This window comes from Coprococcus sp. AM97-35 (assembly GCF_027697525.1).
GTDB classification, from domain to species: Bacteria; Bacillota; Clostridia; order Lachnospirales; family Lachnospiraceae; genus Allocoprococcus; species Allocoprococcus comes.
Genome location: NZ_JAQESL010000001.1, coordinates 118,597 through 138,071 on the forward strand (window position 1 = coordinate 118,597; position 19,475 = coordinate 138,071).

The window sequence follows — 19,475 nt, forward strand, 5'->3', positions numbered from 1 at the left end:
GGAAAAAGAAAAGGAGTTAAGCAATACGCCTAACTCCTGTACTATAGCCTTTTTTAATTAGTTTTCTACAGTAACGATTTCTCTCTTGTTGTAAGATCCACAAGCTTTGCAAACTCTGTGTGGCATCATAAGTTCTCCACATTTGCTGCATTTCACCAGATTCGGTGCGCTCATTTTCCAGTTTGCTCTTCTCTTGTCTCTTCTTGCTTTAGAAGATTTATTCTTTGGACAAATTGACATAGGTTACACCTCCTTAAAATTCTTGTAAAGATCGCGGATAACTGACATTCTAGGGTCAAGACTGGTGTCTTCGCAGTCGCAGCTTCCCTCATTCAAGTTCTGACCACATACACTGCAAATCCCTTTACAGTCTTCGCTACATAGAACTTTCATCGGCCACCCTACTAAAATCTCGTTATAGAGCAGCTGCTCCACATCAAGATGATATCCGTCAATGTAATTCGCTTCATCGGATTCGCCATCATCTTCTCCGTCTGCCAGAGCTGTATTCACCTGCTTTTCAAAGGAAAGCGTGAAATCTGTCGGTACATCTGTAAGACATCTGTCACACGGAATGATTACCGTAAGACTTGTCTCACAACTGATATGAAGTTTTTTTTCGCCGGCATACTCGACATGAATATGCACAGGCTGTGTCCGGCTTACCGGAAATCTGCTTCCGTTCACCTTCACTTCTTTCATCTCAGTGCCGACCACTTCGTCAATGGACTTATGCGGTTCAGATAAGACTTCGGACAGGTCAATTAACATAATTCTTTCTCCTGTTCACACCTAAACTATTATACCATGTAAATTCTTTTTGTCAAGGATGATTTACAGATTTTAAGGTTTTTTCTAATTTCTTCTGTTATACAAGTGCAACTGTCTCTCTTGCAATTGCAAGTTCTTCGTTTGTCGGAACTACAAGAACTTTCACTTTGGAATCTGGTGTAGAGATTACGATCTCTTCTCCACGTTTTCCATTTGCTTCTTCATCGATTGTAATTCCAAGATATCCAAGATAGCTGCAGACTTTTGTTCTTACAAGTGCACAGTTCTCACCGATACCTGCTGTAAATACGATATTATCAACACCGTTCATTGCTGCTGTGTAAGCACCAACATATTTTGCTACTCTGTATGCAAATACGTCGATTGCAAGTTCTGCACGCTTGTTGCCTGCTTTTGCTGCTGCCTCAAGATCACGGAAGTCGCTGGATACACCGGATACACCTTCCACACCTGATTTCTTGTTCAGGACATTCATAATTCCTGCAATGTCAAGGTTTTCTTTCTTAGCAATGAATTCCATGATCGCCGGATCAATATCTCCGGAACGTGTTCCCATTACAAGACCTTCCAACGGAGTAAGTCCCATAGAGGTATCTACTGATTCTCCGTTAAGCACTGCTGAAACAGATGCTCCATTACCAAGATGGCATACGATCGTCTTTGTTGCGTTGTATGGTTTTCCAACAATCTCAGCTACTCTCTTAGATACGAAGCTGTGGCTTGTTCCGTGGAATCCGTAACGTCTTACTTTGTATTTTTCATAATATTCATATGGAAGTCCATACATATAAGCTTTCTCAGGCATTGTCTGATGAAAAGCAGTATCAAATACAACAACCTGTGGTGTGCCCGGCATCAGACTTTCACAAGCTTCGATTCCGATTAAGTTTGCCGGGTTGTGAAGTGGTGCAAGGTCATTGCACTCTGCGATCGCAGCTTTTACTTCCGGTGTTACAACTACAGATTTTGCAAACTTTTCTCCGCCGTGAACAACACGATGTCCGACTGCTCCGATTTCGTCAAGGCTCTTAACAACACCTGTATCTGCATCTGTCAGCGCGTCGATTACGAACTGGATTGCTTCTGTATGTGTAGGCATAGCCTTTTCAGATACATTCTTCTCTCCACCTGCCGGCTGATAGGTAAGTCTTCCGTCAATACCGATTCTTTCGCAAAGACCTTTTGCGAGAACCGCCTCCGATTCTGAGTTGATGAGCTGGAACTTCAGTGATGAACTTCCGCAGTTGATTACTAATACATTCATTGATGTTTCTCCCTTCTGGTACTAGAATTTTCTTTATTAGAACTCACACTCTATTCTTAATTATACTCCTTGCACACATTGTATACAAGTAATGTTATTTTTTTCACGTAATATTTTCCAGTACAATGTTTTTTGCACAAAAACTCTTTTTATAGTATAATCTTTTCACAAACAACACAAAGGAGATTTTAGTTAAAAGTATGAAAATCGTCGGTATCATCGCAGAATATAATCCGTTCCACAACGGACATCAGTATCATATAGACCAGGCACTTCAAAAAACGGGGGCAGATGCGGCAGTTGTCCTTATGAGTGGTGACTTCGTCCAGCGTGGCGCCCCTGCTATCGCACCAAAGCATTTGCGGGCAAAAGCTGCCCTTCTTGGCGGTGCATCACTCATTCTGGAGCTCCCGGTCCTTTTTTCCTGTGGCAGTGCAGAGTTGTTTGCAAGAGGTGCCGTTTCTATTTTTAACAGTCTTGGCTGTATTTCCTATCTCTGCTTTGGCAGTGAGTGTGGCGATATCAAAAAACTCAATCGGCTTGCCCGGATTCTTTCCGAAGAGCCAGAAGTCTACCGGCAGCTCCTGCAGGATGAGCTGCGAAAAGGCCGACCGTTTCCGCAGGCACGCCAGACTGCCCTAAGTGTCTATACAAAGGATCCGTCCCTTGCCGAAATCCTGTCCTCACCAAACAATACTCTTGGGATTGAATACTTAAAAGCGCTCCGGTATTTCAAAAGTCCGATCCAGCCTTTCGCGATTCCCCGCAAGGGATCCGGCTACAATGATACTGACCTCCGCGAAACCTTCAGTTCCGCAACTGCGATCCGCAACCGAATTCTGAATCCATCTTTACCAGAAGATGCTTTTTCATCCGTCGCAGGACAACTTCCGCCCGCTTCTTCAGATCTGCTGCGAAAGAATTACCAGTCCTCACTTCCGGTTACCCAGGATGATTTTTCGCTCCTGCTAAAGTATCGACTGCTCTGTGAGAGTGCTTCCTCTCTGACCGATTACCTTGATGTCAGCAAAGACCTCGCCAACCGGATCATCAATCAGAGAAATGATTTTGCTACCTGGAGTTCCTTCTGCGATCTTCTGAAAACCAGAGAGCTTACCTACACCCGGATCAGCCGCGCCCTGCTGCACATCCTGCTCGGCATAGAAAAGGACACCTTCCGACATGAGCCTCCTTTCTGTTTTGTAGAAGATTCCGGCAACATTTCCGGCAAAGCAAAAAAAGAGCGGTCATCCACATCCGCCCTTTATGCCCGCGTACTCGGTTTTCAAAAAAAAGATACTCAAATTCTTAAAGAGATCAAAGAGTATGCCACCATCCCTCTGATCACAAAGCTCGCAGATGCCAGAGATCTCACCTCCGCCACCCAGGTCCTCCTGAACCTGGACATTTTCGCATCAGACCTGTATGAATCCATAATTACCGAGAAATTTGGCACACCTTTTACAAATGAATACCAGAAGCAGTTGCAAATTATTTAACCCTTCCCCTTTGTCAAAAAGAGACTTTTTGCACACCACTACTACGCATGTTTGTGCAAAAAGTCTCTTTCTCATTTAGTTCACATGAAGAATTTTGGTAAGAGTCACCGCCCTGGCTCCAGGTCCGATATGGCATGCCACACTCAACGACAGTGGATCCATCCGGATTTCAAACTCCGGAAATGCTTCATGAAGCTCATCCAGCCATTCCTGTGCCTCCTTGCGGTCTCCTGTGTAAGCTGCATCCAGATACAGATCTTTTTTTCCATCACAATCTCCGAATTCTGAAGTACGAATCTCATTAATTGTCTTGATCATCGTCTTCTTTGCACTCTTCCATCCTCTTGACTTCGCAAACGCATCCAGCTTTTCTCCTTTAAGACGGAGAACTGGCTTCAGGTTCAGAACCGTTCCAATCGCTGCAGCTGCCGGTGTAAGTCTGCCGCCTTTCTTCAGGTATTTTAAAGTATCTACTGTAATATAGATATCACTGTCCCACTGGATCGCTTCTAACAGTTCTTTAATTTCTGCCGCGCTCTTTCCAGCATCTGCAAGCTTTTTCGCCTCTTCCACCGATCTTCGCTGCGTAACAGAAATCCGGTGATTATTTACGACCTGTACTTTTCCATCATAGTCCTGGGAAAGCATGATTGCAGTCTCACATGAACTGCTAAGACCGGCTGACATCGGAATATGCACAACCTCATCATATTCCTCCAGCGCCTTGTCCCACATATCCATTACATCTCCGGGAGCCGGTTGGGAAGTCTTAATATCTGCATCTCCTGCCAGTTTTTCATAAAACTCCTCCTGCGTGAGTGTGATATCCTCGTAAAACAACTCCTCATTGATATAGAATGGCATCGGAAGTACGTAAATTCCCATCTTCTTTCCTTCTGCCTGTGTAATTCCACTGTTACTATCTGTTACAATCGCAACTTTCCCCATGCTCTCTTTACCTCTTTCTAATTTTTAAAACTATGTATCGGTGCAGGAATTCTTCCCTTTCGATTCACAAATGCACTGCAGTCAAATTCATTGACCGGCATGATCGGCGCATATCCCAAAAGGCCACCAAACTCTGCCATATCTCCAACATCCTTTCCAACTACAGGTATCACACGAACCGCCGTTGTCTTCTGATTGACCATTCCGATCGCCATCTCATCCGCAATGATCCCGGAAATCGTAGTAGCTTTCGTCTTACCCGGAATAGCGATCATATCAAGTCCTACCGAGCAGACACAAGTCATCGCCTCCAGCTTTTCTATACAAAGAGATCCGGCATTGACTGCATCGATCATTCCTTTATCCTCACTGACCGGAATAAAAGCTCCGCTTAAACCTCCTACATAGGAAGACGCCATAACGCCACCTTTTTTCACCTGATCGTTCAGCATAGCAAGTGCTGCTGTTGTTCCTGGTGCGCCAACTCTCTCAAGTCCGATTTCTTCCAGAATCTCCGCTACTGAATCGCCAACAGCCGGTGTCGGTGCAAGTGACAGGTCAATGATTCCGAACGGAATACCAAGCCTTTTGGAAGCTTCTCCGGCTACAAGCTGACCAACCCTTGTCACCTTAAATGCGGTCTTCTTGATCGTATCACAAAGTTCCTGAAAACCCTCGCCACGACATTTTTCAATCGCTCTTTTTACAACACCAGGTCCGCTGACACCGACATTGATCACGGCATCTCCTTCGGTAACACCTAAAAAAGCCCCTGCCATAAACGGGTTATCATCCGGTGCATTACATAAAACTACAAATTTTGCACAGCCAATCGAATCCTTGTCCTTTGTCGCCTCTGCTGTCTCTTTTACAATCTCGCCGCAAAGACGGACTGCATCCATATCAATACCAGTCTTTGTCGAACCTACATTGACCGAACTGCACACACGCTCTGTCTTTGCCATTGCCATCGGAATGGAACGGATCAGGAGTTCATCGCTCTTTGTCATTCCCTTGGATACGATTGCAGAGTATCCTCCGATAAAGTTTACACCGACTTCCTTTGCTGCTTTATCCAGTGTCTCTGCGATCGTCACAAAATCCTCTGTTTTTTTGCAGGCTGAACCGCCAACAAGTGCAACCGGTGTAATGGAAATCCGCTTATTAACGATCGGAATTCCAAATTCACTTTCGATCTTCTCTCCTGTCGATACAAGATCCTTTGCAAGTGTTGTGATTTTTTTATATATCTTTTCATTCAGTCTGTCCAGATCTGAGTCAATACAGTCCATCAGACTGATACCCAATGTGATTGTTCTTACATCCAGATTTTCTTCTTCGATCATCTGGTTTGTTTCTACTACTTCGTAAAAATTAATCATAGCGGTTCTCCTTACACTCTGTGCATTTTTTCAAAAATCTCTTCTCTCTGACAATGAATATTGACACCGATCTGTAAGCCGATATCACGAAGTTCTACCGCTACGATATCCAGTTCTTTTTTTGAATTTTCCACATCTGCAACCGCCATCATATTAAAATACCCATCCACGATCGCCTGGGAAATATTTAAAATATTGATATTGGTCTCTGCCAGGTATGTACATACTTTTGCAATAATTCCTACCGAATCTTTACCGACTACTGTAATAATGCATTTCTTCATTCTGCCTGTCCTCCTGAATCCAATCCTGCATACTTTCTTTTTCTAAACCTCGATCACTGCAGACACCTGATCCCTTTTTGCAACTGCGATTGGTATCTCATCCCCCTTATACGGGTTCTGCCCCAAAGTGACCTCCAGCCTGACAGTCTCATACGCAAGTTCTTCGTAATTATTCTCCTTGCTCAAATGCCCCAGCAATACACTCTGCAAGTTATTGTGTAGTATATCACAAAGAAGCCGTCCTGACAATTCATTTGATAAATGTCCTCTGTCCCCAAGAACTCTCTGCTTCAGGTAGTACGGATAAGGACCGACTTCCAGCATATGTATATCATGGTTAGATTCCAACAGAACCGCGTTTAAATCCTTCAGGTTCTCTACCGTATATTCATCATATTTTCCAAGATCCGTTGCTACCGCGATCTTCTTTCCATCCTGCTCAAAGCGGTAGCCGCTCGGTTCATTTGCATCATGGGAAATAGCAAATGGATGCACATCAATATCTCCCAGCTTAAATTCTTTATCTATCTGGATTTCATGGTAAAGTCCTTCCGGCATTTTCCCGAGATTTTTATAATCACGGATTCCCCGAATCGTTCCCGGTGTTCCATAGATCGGGATCTCATATTTTCTGCTGAATACACCAAGTCCCTGAATATGATCTGCATGTTCATGGGTGATCAGGATTCCATCCAGCTCTTCCCCTTTTATTTCAAGTTCCTTTAAGCCTTCCTCAATTCGTTTTTTGCTGATTCCTGTATCTACAAGCAGATGCGTGTGATCGCTCCCCACATAAATACAGTTTCCGCTGCTGCCACTGGCAATGCTGCATAATCTCATCTTGTTTCTTCTCCCTGTTCTTAGCCTCTTCCCAGTGCCAAGTCTATCTGTTTTTCCGTTTCTTCAAAGGTTCCGCCATTTTCGATCACAAGATCCGAAACCGCTGTAAATGTCTCTTCCGACGGCTGATTTGCAAACACCGCATACATTTTTTCATCTGAATATCCGCGTGAACTTCTCAGTCGCTCCATCCGAATCTCCTGTGGCACATGAATATACCAGATCTCATCCAACATCTCACGATATACCGGTTCCGTAAGGAGTGCGGCTTCCAGAATAAAAAGCTCTTTTCCCTCTTCCTGCGCCTTCTGCATTTCCTCCCGGATCTTTTCATTGACCGCCGGATGCACGATCGCATTAAGCTTTTGCAGTTTCTCTGGCTGATCAAACACAATTCTGCCGAGAATTTTCCGGTCAATCGTTCCGTCCGGATTTAAAATTTCTTTCCCAAACGTCTCCACGACCTTCTGATAACATTTTTCTCCCGGAAGCTGTACCTGATGTGCCACCAGATCTGACTGGCAGATCACCGCACCGCACACTACACTTAAAAAGTCGAGTACTTTGCTCTTCCCGGAACCAATACCTCCTGTTATTCCTATTTTTCTCATATCTGTTTCCTTCTATTTTGCCTCATACCAATTTTTTCCACTATGCATGTCAATTTCAAGCGGAACGGAAAGATCTGCCGCATGCATCATGCCTTCTTTCAGGATCTCCCGCACTTCCTCTTCCTCTTCCTTCCATGTCTCGATCAGAAGTTCGTCGTGTACCTGCAGAACCAGCCTGGATTTCATGTTTCTCATGCGAAGCTCTTTGTCCACAGCGATCATTGCGATTTTCATGATATCTGCAGCCGTTCCCTGGATCGGAGAATTCATTGCCACACGTTCCCCGAATTGTCTCTGCATAAAATTGCTGGAAGACAGCTCCGGAACCGGTCTTCTTCTGCCAAATAAGGTCACAACATATCCCTGTTCTTTTGCATGAGCAACTGCATCATCCAAAAATTTCTTGATGCCCGGATAGGTTTCAAAATAACGGTCAATATATTCGGCCGCTTCTTTTCTCGTAATACTTAAATCCTGGCTCAGTCCAAAAGAACTGATCCCATAAACAATACCAAAGTTGACTGCTTTTGCATTTCGCCTCTGCAGATCGGTCACTTCATCAAACGGAGTATGAAACACCTGAGAAGCTGTGATCCGGTGAATGTCCTTTGCCTCCCGGTATGCTTCGATCAGTGCTGCATCTCCGGAGCAATGTGCCAGCACACGCAGTTCTATCTGCGAATAATCAGCATCTACAAACACATATCCCTCTTCCGGCACAAATACTTTACGGATCAGCCGTCCAAGTTCTACCCTCGCCGGGATATTCTGCAGGTTTGGCTCTGTACTGCTGATACGTCCGGTCGCTGTGACTGTCTGATTGAATTTTCCATGGATCCGGTGATCATCTTCATGAATAAACACGGCAAGCCCATCTGCATAAGTCGATTTCAGCTTGGCAAGCTGACGATATTCCAGGATTTTTGCCACGATCGGATAATCCGGTGCCAGCTTATCCAGTACGTCTGCTGCCGTCGAATATCCTGTTTTCGTCTTCTTTCCATTTGGGAGGGACAGATGTTCAAAAAGGACCACGCCCAGCTGCTTTGGTGAATTGATATTAAATTCTTCCCCGGCAAGCTCATAAATTTCCTTTTCCAACTGTACGATTTTTCCGCCAAGCTGTTCTCCATAGCTTTTCAGTTCTTCTGCTTCTACACGCACCCCATTCTGCTCCATGTGGAACAGAGTAAATACAAGCGGCATCTCTATTTCTGTAAAAAGCTTCCACATTTCCTCTTTTTTCAGCTTTTCTTCCAAAACTTCCGATGACGCAAATGCAGCATAGGCTTCATAACAGACCATTTTTTCCAGTTCTGTCTTCGGATCGATCATCAATCCAAGATGCTCCTGTGCCACATCTTCAAATCCATAATCATTTTTCAACGGATTCAGGAGGTAAGCTGCTACAATACTGTCAAAGCACTTCTCCTCTGCTGCTCCTTCTAATCCTTTCAGATAAGGCAGGGATGACTTCAGATCAAACACCACAAACCGTCCGGCATGCTTTGCCACATGTACAAGTGCCTCCAGAAGTTCCTCCATGCTGTATCCATTTCCTGCCGGAATACAGTAGATCTTCTCTTTTCCAAACGAAATTCCAATTCCACCTATCTCAGCATTTCCTGCAAACAGCGGAAGTACATTTCTGGTGTCTTTGTAAAGAACGGCTCCCACCGTCTGCGCTTTTTCTGCCTCCGCAAAGATTTTCTGAATTTCTTCTTTTCCCACAGCGATCACAAATGCATCTTCAATCGAATTCTCACTCTGCACATCAAAACGATTCAGCAGATTCTTGAACTGCAGTCTCTGGAAATAGACATAAGCTTCCTCTGTATAAAGATTTCCAAGCTTCGCCTCTTCCAGTTCATAAGCAAAATCCGCGTCTACATCGATTGTCGCCAGCACCTTACTCATTTGTGCCTGATCCCAGTATTCCACCAGATTTTTCGATGCTCTCGGCGGCTTCAGTTCGGATGCATGCTTGTAGGCATTTTCAATAGATCCGTATTCTACAATAATCTTGGTCGCCGTCTTTTCTCCGACTCCCGGCACCCCTGGGATATTATCTGAAGTATCTCCCATCAATGCTTTCACATCGATAAATTCTGTCGGTGTCACCTGGTATTTTTCTTTTACGTCCACTGCATAATAATTCTCGATCTCAGTTCCGGTCCGTTTTGTCTTCGGAATCCGGATCTCAACATGGTCTGTAGCAAGCTGGAGAAGATCTCTGTCTCCGGAAATAATGACCACTTCCATCCCCATTCGCTCGCATCTTTTGGACAGCGTTCCAAGAAGGTCATCTGCCTCCAGCCCTTCCTGCTCGATCGTCCGGATTCCCATAGCATGCAGAACTTCCTTCATCAACGGTACCTGCTGTCTGAGTTCTTCTGCCATCGGCTTTCTCGTCCCCTTATACGCCTCAAACATCTTATGGCGGAAAGTCGGCGCATGCACATCAAATGCAACGGTCAGATACTCCGGCTTTTCCTCCTCCAGGATCTTGAACATAATATTTAAGAATCCATATATTGCATTCGTATGGAGTCCTTCCGCATTTGTCAGATCCGGAAGTCCGAAAAACGCCCTGTTCAGAATACTGTGTCCGTCTATCAATACGATTTTGCTCATAATCAACTGCCTCTCTGTAAGTCTCATCACTTACTTCTATCTTTTCTATCTATTCGTTCAAATATACAACATCTCATTATGACATTTTTTTGATATATTTTCAATATTCCTAAATAAATCCATTTACAAATATTATATGAACAGGATCTTAAGAAATATATTTTCAAAAAATACTTGCGAACCAATAGCAAATATGCTATCATTATTTTCGGTTCTTATTGAATCTTTAGTTAAGCCGGCATGTCGGAATGGCAGACGAGGCAGACTCAAAATCTGTTGCGGGTGACCGCGTGCGGGTTCAAGTCCCGCTGCCGGCAGTTATCCAACATCCCTGAAGCCCTTATAAACCAAGGGTTTCAGGGATTTTTACATTCAGAGTGTTTGGTTACTTTTGATTACCTTTTTGATTACCTTTTTTGTTGACTTCGTCAATGTCGTTCCACATCAATCCTGAAAGTTCACCTACACGCATTTCGGTATAAAGGGCAAGCTCAACGGCATATGGAAGAATTTCAAGTGATGTGCTTTTTATTTTGTATTAAAATGTTTTCCATAATACCAGGGTCAAAAGGTCAGAAATCCTCTTGACCCCAACATCTTTTCCATTAAATTTGAAATATTACGTCAGATTTTTTTGTATAAATTTTTGCCCCTGGATCAAATCCAGGGGCATTTTCTATCTCACCTTATAATTCTATTTTCCGAGCTTATCCGCTTCTTCCGTATTCTTCTTAAGTTCCTCATAAACCGGGAAGCAGTCGAAAGTTGCAAAGTAATCCATCGGAGTCTCTGCTCTGCGGATCAGCTGTGTACCTCCGTCCTCTTTCAGAAGAACTTCTGCGGAACGAAGACGTCCGTTGTAATTATATCCCATAGAGAATCCATGTGCTCCGGTATCATGGATCACAAGCAGATCTCCCATGTCAATCTTCGGAAGCTGACGGTCGATTGCAAATTTATCATTATTCTCGCACAGAGAACCAGTCACATCGTAAGTATGATCGCATGGTTCATTTTCTTTACCCACGACAGTGATGTGATGGTAGGCACCATACATAGCCGGACGCATCAGGTTTGCAGCACATGCATCTACACCGATGTACTCTTTGTGCGTATGCTTTTCATGGATTGCTTTTGTCACAAGGCATCCATAAGGTCCAAGCATAAAACGGCCAAGCTCTGTGTAAATTGCCACATCGCCCATTCCAGCCGGAACAAGAACCTCTTCGTACACTTTTCTTACACCTTCACCGATCACCTTGATATCGTTCGGTTCCTGGTCCGGTTTGTAAGGGATTCCCACACCACCGGAAAGGTTGATGAACTTGATATGTACACCGGTCTCCTTCTGAAGCTTAACTGCTACTTCAAACAAAGTACGTGCAAGTGTCGGATAATATTCATTAGTTACAGTATTACTTGCAAGGAATGCATGGATACCGAACTCTTTTGCGCCTTTGGACTTCAGGATCTTGAATGCCTCAAAAATCTGTTCAGTTGTCATACCGTATTTGGCATCTCCCGGATTATCCATAATGCTGTTGGAAATTTTGAAAAGTCCACCCGGATTATAACGGCAGCTGATTGTCTCCGGAATCTTTCCGATCGTCTTTTCCAGAAAATCAATGTGTGTAATATCGTCCAGGTTGATGATCGCGCCGAGCTTATCAGCAAGTGCAAATTCCTCTGCCGGTGTATCATTGGAAGAAAACATAATATTTTCTCCAACCTGTCCGACAGACTCAGACATTAAAAGCTCTGTATAGGAAGAGCAGTCACATCCGCATCCATATTCTTTTAAAATATTGAGGATATATGGGTTTGGAGTTGCCTTTACTGCAAAATATTCTTTATATCCTTTGTTCCATACAAATGCTTCTTTGAGTGCTTTTACATTTTCTCGGATCCCTTTCTCATCATAAAGATGAAACGGAGTCGGATATTCTTTTACGATTTCATCTAACTGTGTCTTTGTTACGAATGGTTCTTTTTTCATCCTGTTCATCTCTCTTTCGTTTAGTCGATGGTTGCAATACGCATCATATTACTTACAGAACCCTTTTCACGCTGTACGCTCGGTGAAGGAATACCAGCTGTCAGGACCACAATATCTCCACTGTCCACACATTTCTTTGCCTGTGCAAGATCAATTGCCCCGCTGCAGATATCATCTGTTGTATGGAATTCCAAGGACTTCAGTGCTCTTACTCCCCAGTAGATCGACATCCGGCGAAGGGTACGTTCGTTCGGTGTAATTCCAAGGATTTCCTGTCTCGGACGAAGGTTGGATACAACCCTTGTTGTTGCACCGGATACAGATGGAGTGATGATGCATCTTGCATTCAGGTTCGCTGCCGCAAGAACAGAAGCATATCCGATCGCACTGGACACACCTGATTTCAGATGATCGCCGGCTTTAACAAGAATAGAATCATAATCCAGATGTTCCTCTGTCGTCTCTACAATATGAACCATCATCTGGAGTGCTTCCAGAGGATATTTTCCCTGTGCTGTCTCTCCGGAAAGCATAACTGCATCTGTTCCGTCGTATACCGCATTGGCAACGTCCGTCACTTCCGCTCTTGTCGGACGCGGATTACGCATCATAGAATCCAGCATCTGTGTTGCAGTGATAACCGTCTTAAAGTTGTCATTACATTTCTGGATGATCATTTTCTGGAGATGCGGCACTTCCTCTGCCGGAATCTCTACACCAAGATCTCCACGTGCCACCATGATACCATCAGCCGCACGGATGATCTCATCAATATTCTCAATACCTTCTGCGTTCTCTACCTTTGCAATGATTGGAATATACGGAGCGCCGAGTTCTTTTAAGTATGCCTTGATCTCAAGTACACACTCTGCATTTCTTACAAATGATGCTGCGATAAAGTCAATATCCTGCTCTACACCGAAACGGATATCATCCTTATCTTTTTCTGTAATAGCCGGAAGACGAATGGCTACGTTCGGTACGTTAACACCTTTTTTTTCACCAAGTTCTCCACCATTTACTACAGAACAGACAATCTCTGTCTCTGTCTTGCTCTCTACACGAAGTCCGATCAGGCCATCGTCGATCAGAATGGTACAGCCTTTATAAATATCCTGTACCAGTCCCTTATATGTGATAGATACTCTCTTATTATCTCCTACGATATCTTCTGTTGTCAGAGTGAAGGTTTCTCCTTCTTTTAAAGTAATCTTCTTTCCGTCTTTCAGGATTCCTGTACGAATTTCCGGTCCCTTTGTATCCAGAAGGATTGCAGTGTTTGTATGTTCCTCTTCACGAAGCTCTTTGAGCATATCCATTCTGAACTTCTGTTCTTCATGATCACCATGTGAGAAATTGAAACGTGCCACATTCATTCCATTCTGGATCAGCTTTCTCATCATTTCTCTGTCGTTGGTGTTTGGTCCCATTGTACAAACAATCTTGGTTTTTTTCATTGTTTCCTCCTCTTATTATTCAATTTGATTCTATGTTAGAACTCTACTTCACATGTTCGTGTGTGAAAAGATGGTCCTGGCAATATTCATAATTCCCGTTACACTTTGAACAATAACGGAACTCCAATGTCGGATCGTCAAGTTCCGTACGACCGCACACTGCACATCTGTGCTTTGCACCGCCTGCATACTGATTCTGCGGACGGCTTATCTGCTTCTGGAATTTCTTTCTGCGGGCAGCCTGTTTCGGACTGTGTCCACGCAGATTCCGGTTGCAGAAAAAGAAAATAATAAAGTTCAAAAGGGATGCGATGATCACGATCCGTATGATCAGACCGCCCTGCACTGCGTCTACCGCAAGCAGAACCACATCCAGAATTGCAAGCCACTTCATCTTGATCGGGATAATGCCGTAAAGCAAAAGCTGATAATCCGGCATGATGGATGCACATGCAAGGAAAATGGACATATTGATATAGTAAGTACTGTAAAGGCTTCCAAATCCGGTAATGCCTCCGATCAGTCCATTCACAATAAAGGCTCCAATAACTGTAAATAATATTCCTGAAAAAATGTAAACATTGTAACGAAATGCCCCCCAGTAGCTTTCCAGCGTATTACCAAGGGAATAGTATAACAGCATCATAAAGATAACAAAAATAATATTGTCATTCGGCGGGATGATCACCCAGCTTAGAAGTCGCCACACCTGCCCTTTCAAAATCAGTGCCGGTTCCAGTGTAAAATAAGTAAGAAGCTGTGGCATCGTAAAACTCAAAAGATATCCGATCGCATAGCCTGCAAGCAGATACATCGTAAGATTTCTAATTGCATAGCGCCCGAACCTGCGCTCCATTTTATCTAACCAGTTCTTCATTCAAAATCTCCTTCCACGTATGTTATTTTATCGTCTGCTTTTTACTTTGTCAATTCCATTCCACCTCTTTACTCTCTTTTCACATAATTTACATCTTTTGTTCACTTCCAGGCACTTTTTTCTACAATGCCATACACAACTTCTGTTTGTATTTTCGTTGGTTCTGTCGTATAATGTAAGATACTGTAGTTCTCTGCAAACTACATTTAATAGGTAATAACACAGACAAATTTTTTAATTGTAATAAGGAGTAGTTAAATCATGAATCAGACAGAATTACATACCCTGGGGATTGACATCGGTTCTACAACTGTTAAAATCGCAGTTCTGGACAGTAATAATGATGTTCTGTTTTCTGATTACGAGCGTCACTTCGCCAATATTCAGGAAACCCTTTCTGATCTGCTTGGTCGTGCTATCTACAAGCTCGGTCAGATCAAGGTATCTCCAATGATTACCGGATCAGGTGGTCTTACTCTGGCAAAGCATCTTGGCGTACCTTTTGTCCAGGAGGTTGTTGCCGTTTCCACCGCTCTTCAGGATTATGCACCACAGACCGATGTAGCGATCGAGCTGGGCGGCGAAGATGCCAAGATCATCTATTTTGAAAATGGAAATATTGAGCAGCGTATGAACGGAATCTGCGCCGGAGGTACCGGATCTTTCATCGACCAGATGGCATCCCTTCTCCAGACAGATGCAACCGGTCTGAACGAATATGCCAAAAATTACAAAGCACTTTATACGATTGCAGCCCGCTGCGGCGTATTTGCCAAGACAGATATCCAGCCGCTGATCAATGACGGTGCTACCAAAGAAGACCTGTCTGCTTCTATTTTCCAGGCAGTCGTCAACCAGACCATCAGTGGTCTTGCCTGCGGAAAACCAATCCGCGGACATGTTGCTTTCCTCGGTGGACCGCTTCATTTCCTCTCTGAACTGAGAGAAGCGTTTATCCGTACTCTCAAGCTGGATGACGAACACATTATCGCACCAAAGTATTCCCATCTTTTTGCAGCCGTCGGCTCTGCGCTGAACTCTAAAAAGGATGTAGTCACCTCTCTTGGTGAGATGCAGAAAAAGCTGGATGCCCATATTGAAATGGACTTTGAAGTTGAACGTATGCAGCCGCTCTTTTCCAGTGAAGCAGATTACAATGAATTTAAGAACCGCCATGCAAAGCATCAGGTGCCGGTTGGTGATCTTGCCAGCTACCGCGGTAATGCCTACCTTGGAATCGATGCCGGTTCTACCACCACGAAAGCCGCTCTGGTCGGAGAAGACGGTACTCTTTTGTACTCCTTCTACCATGGCAATGACGGTGATCCTCTTGGTACGACCATCGGTGCGATCAAGGATATTTACAGCCAGCTTCCGGAAGGCGTACAGATCGTTCACTCCTGCTCAACCGGTTACGGAGAAGCGCTCATTAAAGCCGCACTTCTTCTGGATGAAGGCGAAGTTGAAACCGTATCTCACTATTACGCCGCTTCTTTCTTCGAACCGGATGTAGACTGTATCCTCGATATCGGTGGTCAGGATATGAAGTGTATCAAGATCAAGAATCAGACTGTAGACAGCGTACAGCTCAACGAAGCATGTTCTTCCGGATGCGGTTCCTTTATCGAGACTTTTGCCAAATCCCTGAACTACACCGTAGAGGATTTTGCGCATGAAGCACTTTTTGCGAAACATCCGATTGACCTCGGTACCCGTTGTACCGTATTTATGAACTCAAAGGTAAAACAGGCGCAAAAAGAAGGTGCTGAAGTATCCGATATTTCAGCCGGACTTGCTTATTCGGTTATCAAAAATGCTCTTTTCAAGGTTATCAAGGTATCCGATGCATCTGAGCTTGGTAAAAAAATTGTTGTACAGGGTGGTACATTCTACAATGATGCCGTACTCAGAAGCTTTGAGACCATCGCCGGATGTCAGGCAATCCGTCCGGATATTGCAGGAATCATGGGTGCTTTTGGGGCTGCGCTGATTGCAAGAGAACGCTATGGTTTCAAAGAATGCAAAAATACAACCATGCTTTCCATTGATGAAATCAATGAACTTACCTATACAACCTCAATGGCAAAATGTAACGGCTGTACCAACAACTGTCGTCTGACCATCAACAGATTCAGTGGCGGACGTCGTTTTATTTCCGGAAACCGTTGCGAGCGCGGTCTTGGAAAAGAGAAAGCAAAGAGTGATGTGCCAAACCTTTTCGCTTATAAAAATGAACGTTATTTTGGTTACACGCCATTAGATCCATCCGAAGCAAAACGTGGAACGGTTGGTATTCCAAGAGTTCTCAACATGTATGAGAACTATCCGTTCTGGTTTACTTTCTTCACAAAACTGGGATATCATGTGTTACTCTCTCCTGCTTCTACACATAAGATTTATGAACTTGGTATTGAATCTATTCCGAGCGAATCCGAGTGTTATCCGGCAAAGCTGGCGCACGGACATGTACAGTGGCTGATCAACCAGGGTGCAGACTTTATCTTCTACCCTTGTATACCATACGAACGTGGTGAATTTGCCGATGCCGACAATCATTATAATTGCCCGATCGTCACCTCATACGCGGAGAACATCAAGAACAATATGGATCCGATCGTACACGGTGAAGTAGATTTCATGAATCCATTCCTCGCCCTCACAAGCGAAAAGACAATCACAGACGGACTGGTCCGTGAATTTACTTCTGCAAAGAATCTTCCAGCAGAAGAAATCAAAAATGCCGCTCATGCTGCATGGGAAGAACTTGCTGCATGCCGTCAGGACATCCGCAAAAAGGGTGAAGAAACACTCGCTTACATGGAAAAGACAGGAACCCGCGGCATTGTACTTGCCGGTCGTCCATACCATTACGATCCGGAGGTCAACCACGGTATCCCGGAGATGATCACCTCCTACGGACTTGCCGTTCTGACGGAAGATTCCATCTCCCATCTGAATCCGGTAGAACGTCCGCTGATTGTTATGGATCAGTGGATGTATCATTCCCGACTGTACGCAGCAGCCAATTTTGTAAAGACAAGAGATGATCTGGATCTGATCCAGCTGAACTCTTTCGGATGCGGTCTTGATGCCGTAACAACCGATGCTGTTGCAGATATTCTGACCGGTTCCGACAAGATTTATACCTCTCTTAAGATTGATGAGGTTAATAACCTGGGTGCTGCACGTATCCGTATCCGTTCTCTTCTCGCCGCCATCCGCGTCCGCGAGCAGAAGCATATGGAGCGCACCATTCGTCCGGCAAATATCGAAAAAATTCCTTTTACAAAGGAGATGAAGGAAACCTATACCATTTTGTGTCCGCAGATGTCACCGATCCACTTTTCACTGATTGAGCCAGCCTTCCAGGAAGCAGGCTACAAACTGGAAGTACTGAAAAATGATAACAAGCATGCAGTTGACATGGGCCTTAAATATGTAAACAATGATGCCTGCTACCCGTCTCTGATGGTAGTTGGACAGATCATGGAGGCTATCCTTTCCGGCAAATATGACACCGACCACCTGGCTGTCATTATTTCGCAGACCGGTGGCGGATGCCGTGCTTCCAACTATATCGGATTTATCCGCCGTGCTCTTAAAAAAGCCGGTTACGGACACATCCCTGTTATTTCAATCAACTTAAGCGGGCTTGAAAGCAATCCTGGATTCAAGATCACCCTTCCACTTGTACTGAAAGGTGTGTATGGTCTGATATTTGGTGATCTCTTCATGCGCTGCCTGTACCGTGTCCGCCCATATGAAGCTGTTCCAGGCTCTGCCAATACCATGCATAAGAAATGGGAAAAGACAGTTATCGAATTTATCAAGAAAGGCTATCCAAGCAGACACGAGTTTAAGCGTCTCTGCCGCCAGATCGTAGAAGATTTTGATTCTCTTCCATTAAAAGATGTCAAAAAGCCACGTGTCGGAGTTGTCGGAGAAATCCTTGTTAAATTCCTTCCAGCTGCCAATAACTACCTGGTAGATCTTCTTGAACAGGAAGGTGCCGAAGCCGTGGTTCCGGATCTGACCGACTTCCTGCTCTACTGCTTCTACAATACAAACTTTAAAGCAGAACATCTCGGCATGAAGAAATCAACCGCCCGCATGGGTAATCTCGGAATCAAGGCTCTGGAATGGTTCCGCAAGCCTGCCGTTGATGCATTAAAAGCAAGTAAACGCTTCGATCCACCATCACATATTGAACACCTGGCTTCGATGGCAAAAGAAATTGTTTCTCTTGGAAACCAGACCGGTGAAGGATGGTTCCTTACCGGAGAAATGCTGGAGCTGATCCACAGCGGTGCACCAAACATTGTCTGCACACAGCCTTTCGCCTGTCTGCCAAACCACGTAGTCGGAAAAGGTGTTATTAAAGAACTGCGCCGCCGTCATCCGGAATCCAACATCGTTGCAATCGATTATGATCCGGGAGCAAGCGAAGTAAACCAGCTGAACCGCATCAAACTGATGCTTTCGACTGCGCAGAAGAAGATGTAGAAATTTTAGATATGTAAAATATAGGTTCTAATGGAACGACCAGAGGAATCAAAAATACTCCCCACGCATTCAGTTGCACTGGGGAGTATTTTTGATTCCTCTGGTCTGTGTATTGGTAACTTTTTTTACATATGCAAAATTTTTTTGGATGGTGCGAACTAGGATTTAGGGAATTGCAGTCGGAAGGGAAGATTAGTGTAATATCCGACTCTCAAATCACTTCATAAATCGCATTTTCTTTTCCCGTTATCCCCATGTCATAGTTTTCCTATATCATTCTAAACTCTCCCCTCTTCAACACACTCCCACAGGTTCCCCCATTGATAAAATTCCCTCTCTCACTATCGAAAAAGCACATCTTTCATCGAAGCTTCATCTTTCTTTACAG

Annotated in this window: 14 protein-coding genes and 1 tRNA gene; 3 read left to right on the plus strand and 12 right to left on the minus strand. The window is 44.2% G+C overall.

Annotated elements, in window-relative coordinates; translation table 11 throughout:
• Positions 1 to 57 precede the first annotated feature (57 nt).
• The 3 genes from rpmF to PG840_RS00610 form a co-directional block, all read right to left on the minus strand.
• Complete coding sequence (gene rpmF, locus PG840_RS00600; RefSeq protein WP_008372209.1) at positions 58 to 240, minus strand: 50S ribosomal protein L32; 183 nt, start codon at positions 238 to 240, stop codon at positions 58 to 60.
• 3 nt (positions 241 to 243) lie between these two features.
• A complete protein-coding gene (locus PG840_RS00605) occupies positions 244 to 771 on the minus strand; it encodes a YceD family protein (protein ID WP_055156626.1) in 528 nt (175 codons plus the stop codon).
• Positions 772 to 868: 97 nt separating this feature from the next.
• Positions 869 to 2,056 (minus strand): acetate kinase, encoded by a 1,188-nt coding sequence (locus PG840_RS00610; RefSeq protein WP_008372212.1) that lies wholly within the window; start codon positions 2,054 to 2,056, stop codon positions 869 to 871.
• A 200-nt stretch (positions 2,057 to 2,256) separates the two neighbouring features.
• Here PG840_RS00610 and PG840_RS00615 point away from each other — a divergent pair, with 200 nt between their 5' ends.
• Entirely contained in the window at positions 2,257 to 3,555 is a 1,299-nt protein-coding gene (locus tag PG840_RS00615) for a nucleotidyltransferase (protein ID WP_195502536.1), read from the plus strand.
• Between the two features lie 75 nt (positions 3,556 to 3,630).
• Here PG840_RS00615 and PG840_RS00620 read toward each other — a convergent pair whose 3' ends face one another.
• Genes PG840_RS00620 through polA form a run of 6 tightly spaced genes read right to left on the minus strand, consistent with a single transcriptional unit; the run spans position 3,631 to position 10,257 of the window.
• Positions 3,631 to 4,503 carry a DegV family protein gene (locus tag PG840_RS00620; RefSeq protein ID WP_008372222.1) on the minus strand — a complete coding sequence of 291 codons (873 nt, stop codon included), beginning with the start codon at positions 4,501 to 4,503 and terminating at the stop codon, positions 3,631 to 3,633.
• 17 nt (positions 4,504 to 4,520) lie between these two features.
• On the minus strand, positions 4,521 to 5,885 hold the full coding sequence (locus tag PG840_RS00625; RefSeq protein WP_117556696.1) for a PFL family protein: 1,365 nt from the start codon (positions 5,883 to 5,885) through the stop codon (positions 4,521 to 4,523).
• Positions 5,886 to 5,896: 11 nt separating this feature from the next.
• Entirely contained in the window at positions 5,897 to 6,169 is a 273-nt protein-coding gene (locus PG840_RS00630; protein ID WP_117556694.1) for an ACT domain-containing protein, read from the minus strand.
• 42 nt (positions 6,170 to 6,211) lie between these two features.
• Positions 6,212 to 7,009: an MBL fold metallo-hydrolase gene (locus PG840_RS00635; RefSeq protein ID WP_270205075.1), complete on the minus strand. Its 798-nt coding sequence runs from the start codon at positions 7,007 to 7,009 to the stop codon at positions 6,212 to 6,214.
• A gap of 20 nt (positions 7,010 to 7,029) precedes the next feature.
• Positions 7,030 to 7,620, minus strand: a complete 591-nt coding sequence (coaE, locus tag PG840_RS00640; RefSeq protein ID WP_008372230.1) for a dephospho-CoA kinase — start codon at positions 7,618 to 7,620, stop codon at positions 7,030 to 7,032.
• Positions 7,621 to 7,632: 12 nt separating this feature from the next.
• Positions 7,633 to 10,257, minus strand: coding sequence for a DNA polymerase I (polA, locus tag PG840_RS00645; RefSeq protein WP_211133787.1), 2,625 nt, complete (start codon positions 10,255 to 10,257; stop codon positions 7,633 to 7,635).
• A gap of 231 nt (positions 10,258 to 10,488) precedes the next feature.
• Here polA and PG840_RS00650 point away from each other — a divergent pair.
• A tRNA-Leu gene (locus tag PG840_RS00650) sits at positions 10,489 to 10,571 on the plus strand.
• 377 nt (positions 10,572 to 10,948) lie between these two features.
• On the opposite strand, the gene PG840_RS00655 is transcribed toward PG840_RS00650, so the two are convergent.
• Genes PG840_RS00655 through PG840_RS00665 form a run of 3 tightly spaced genes read right to left on the minus strand, consistent with a single transcriptional unit; the run spans position 10,949 to position 14,584 of the window.
• The gene (locus PG840_RS00655) at positions 10,949 to 12,250 is read right to left on the minus strand and encodes a diaminopimelate decarboxylase (protein ID WP_270613246.1); all 1,302 of its coding nucleotides are present in this window, start codon (positions 12,248 to 12,250) and stop codon (positions 10,949 to 10,951) included.
• A gap of 20 nt (positions 12,251 to 12,270) precedes the next feature.
• On the minus strand, positions 12,271 to 13,707 hold the full coding sequence (gene pyk, locus PG840_RS00660; RefSeq protein WP_270205076.1) for a pyruvate kinase: 1,437 nt from the start codon (positions 13,705 to 13,707) through the stop codon (positions 12,271 to 12,273).
• A 43-nt stretch (positions 13,708 to 13,750) separates the two neighbouring features.
• Entirely contained in the window at positions 13,751 to 14,584 is an 834-nt protein-coding gene (locus tag PG840_RS00665) for a membrane protein (RefSeq protein ID WP_008372258.1), read from the minus strand.
• A 261-nt stretch (positions 14,585 to 14,845) separates the two neighbouring features.
• On the opposite strand from PG840_RS00665, the gene PG840_RS00670 reads away from it, so the two are divergent.
• Entirely contained in the window at positions 14,846 to 19,087 is a 4,242-nt protein-coding gene (locus tag PG840_RS00670) for a 2-hydroxyacyl-CoA dehydratase (RefSeq protein ID WP_195368136.1), read from the plus strand.
• Positions 19,088 to 19,475: the final 388 nt, after the last annotated feature.

Coding starts and splice junctions, on each gene's coding strand:
- rpmF (WP_008372209.1), bottom strand. CDS start 240: ATGTCAATTTGTCCAAAGAATAAATCTTCTAAAGCAAGAAGAGACAAG.
- PG840_RS00605 (WP_055156626.1), bottom strand. CDS start 771: ATGTTAATTGACCTGTCCGAAGTCTTATCTGAACCGCATAAGTCCATT.
- PG840_RS00610 (WP_008372212.1), bottom strand. CDS start 2,056: ATGAATGTATTAGTAATCAACTGCGGAAGTTCATCACTGAAGTTCCAG.
- PG840_RS00615 (WP_195502536.1), top strand. CDS start 2,257: ATGAAAATCGTCGGTATCATCGCAGAATATAATCCGTTCCACAACGGA.
- PG840_RS00620 (WP_008372222.1), bottom strand. CDS start 4,503: ATGGGGAAAGTTGCGATTGTAACAGATAGTAACAGTGGAATTACACAG.
- PG840_RS00625 (WP_117556696.1), bottom strand. CDS start 5,885: ATGATTAATTTTTACGAAGTAGTAGAAACAAACCAGATGATCGAAGAA.
- PG840_RS00630 (WP_117556694.1), bottom strand. CDS start 6,169: ATGAAGAAATGCATTATTACAGTAGTCGGTAAAGATTCGGTAGGAATT.
- PG840_RS00635 (WP_270205075.1), bottom strand. CDS start 7,009: ATGAGATTATGCAGCATTGCCAGTGGCAGCAGCGGAAACTGTATTTAT.
- coaE (WP_008372230.1), bottom strand. CDS start 7,620: ATGAGAAAAATAGGAATAACAGGAGGTATTGGTTCCGGGAAGAGCAAA.
- PG840_RS00655 (WP_270613246.1), bottom strand. CDS start 12,250: ATGAAAAAAGAACCATTCGTAACAAAGACACAGTTAGATGAAATCGTA.
- pyk (WP_270205076.1), bottom strand. CDS start 13,707: ATGAAAAAAACCAAGATTGTTTGTACAATGGGACCAAACACCAACGAC.
- PG840_RS00665 (WP_008372258.1), bottom strand. CDS start 14,584: ATGAAGAACTGGTTAGATAAAATGGAGCGCAGGTTCGGGCGCTATGCA.
- PG840_RS00670 (WP_195368136.1), top strand. CDS start 14,846: ATGAATCAGACAGAATTACATACCCTGGGGATTGACATCGGTTCTACA.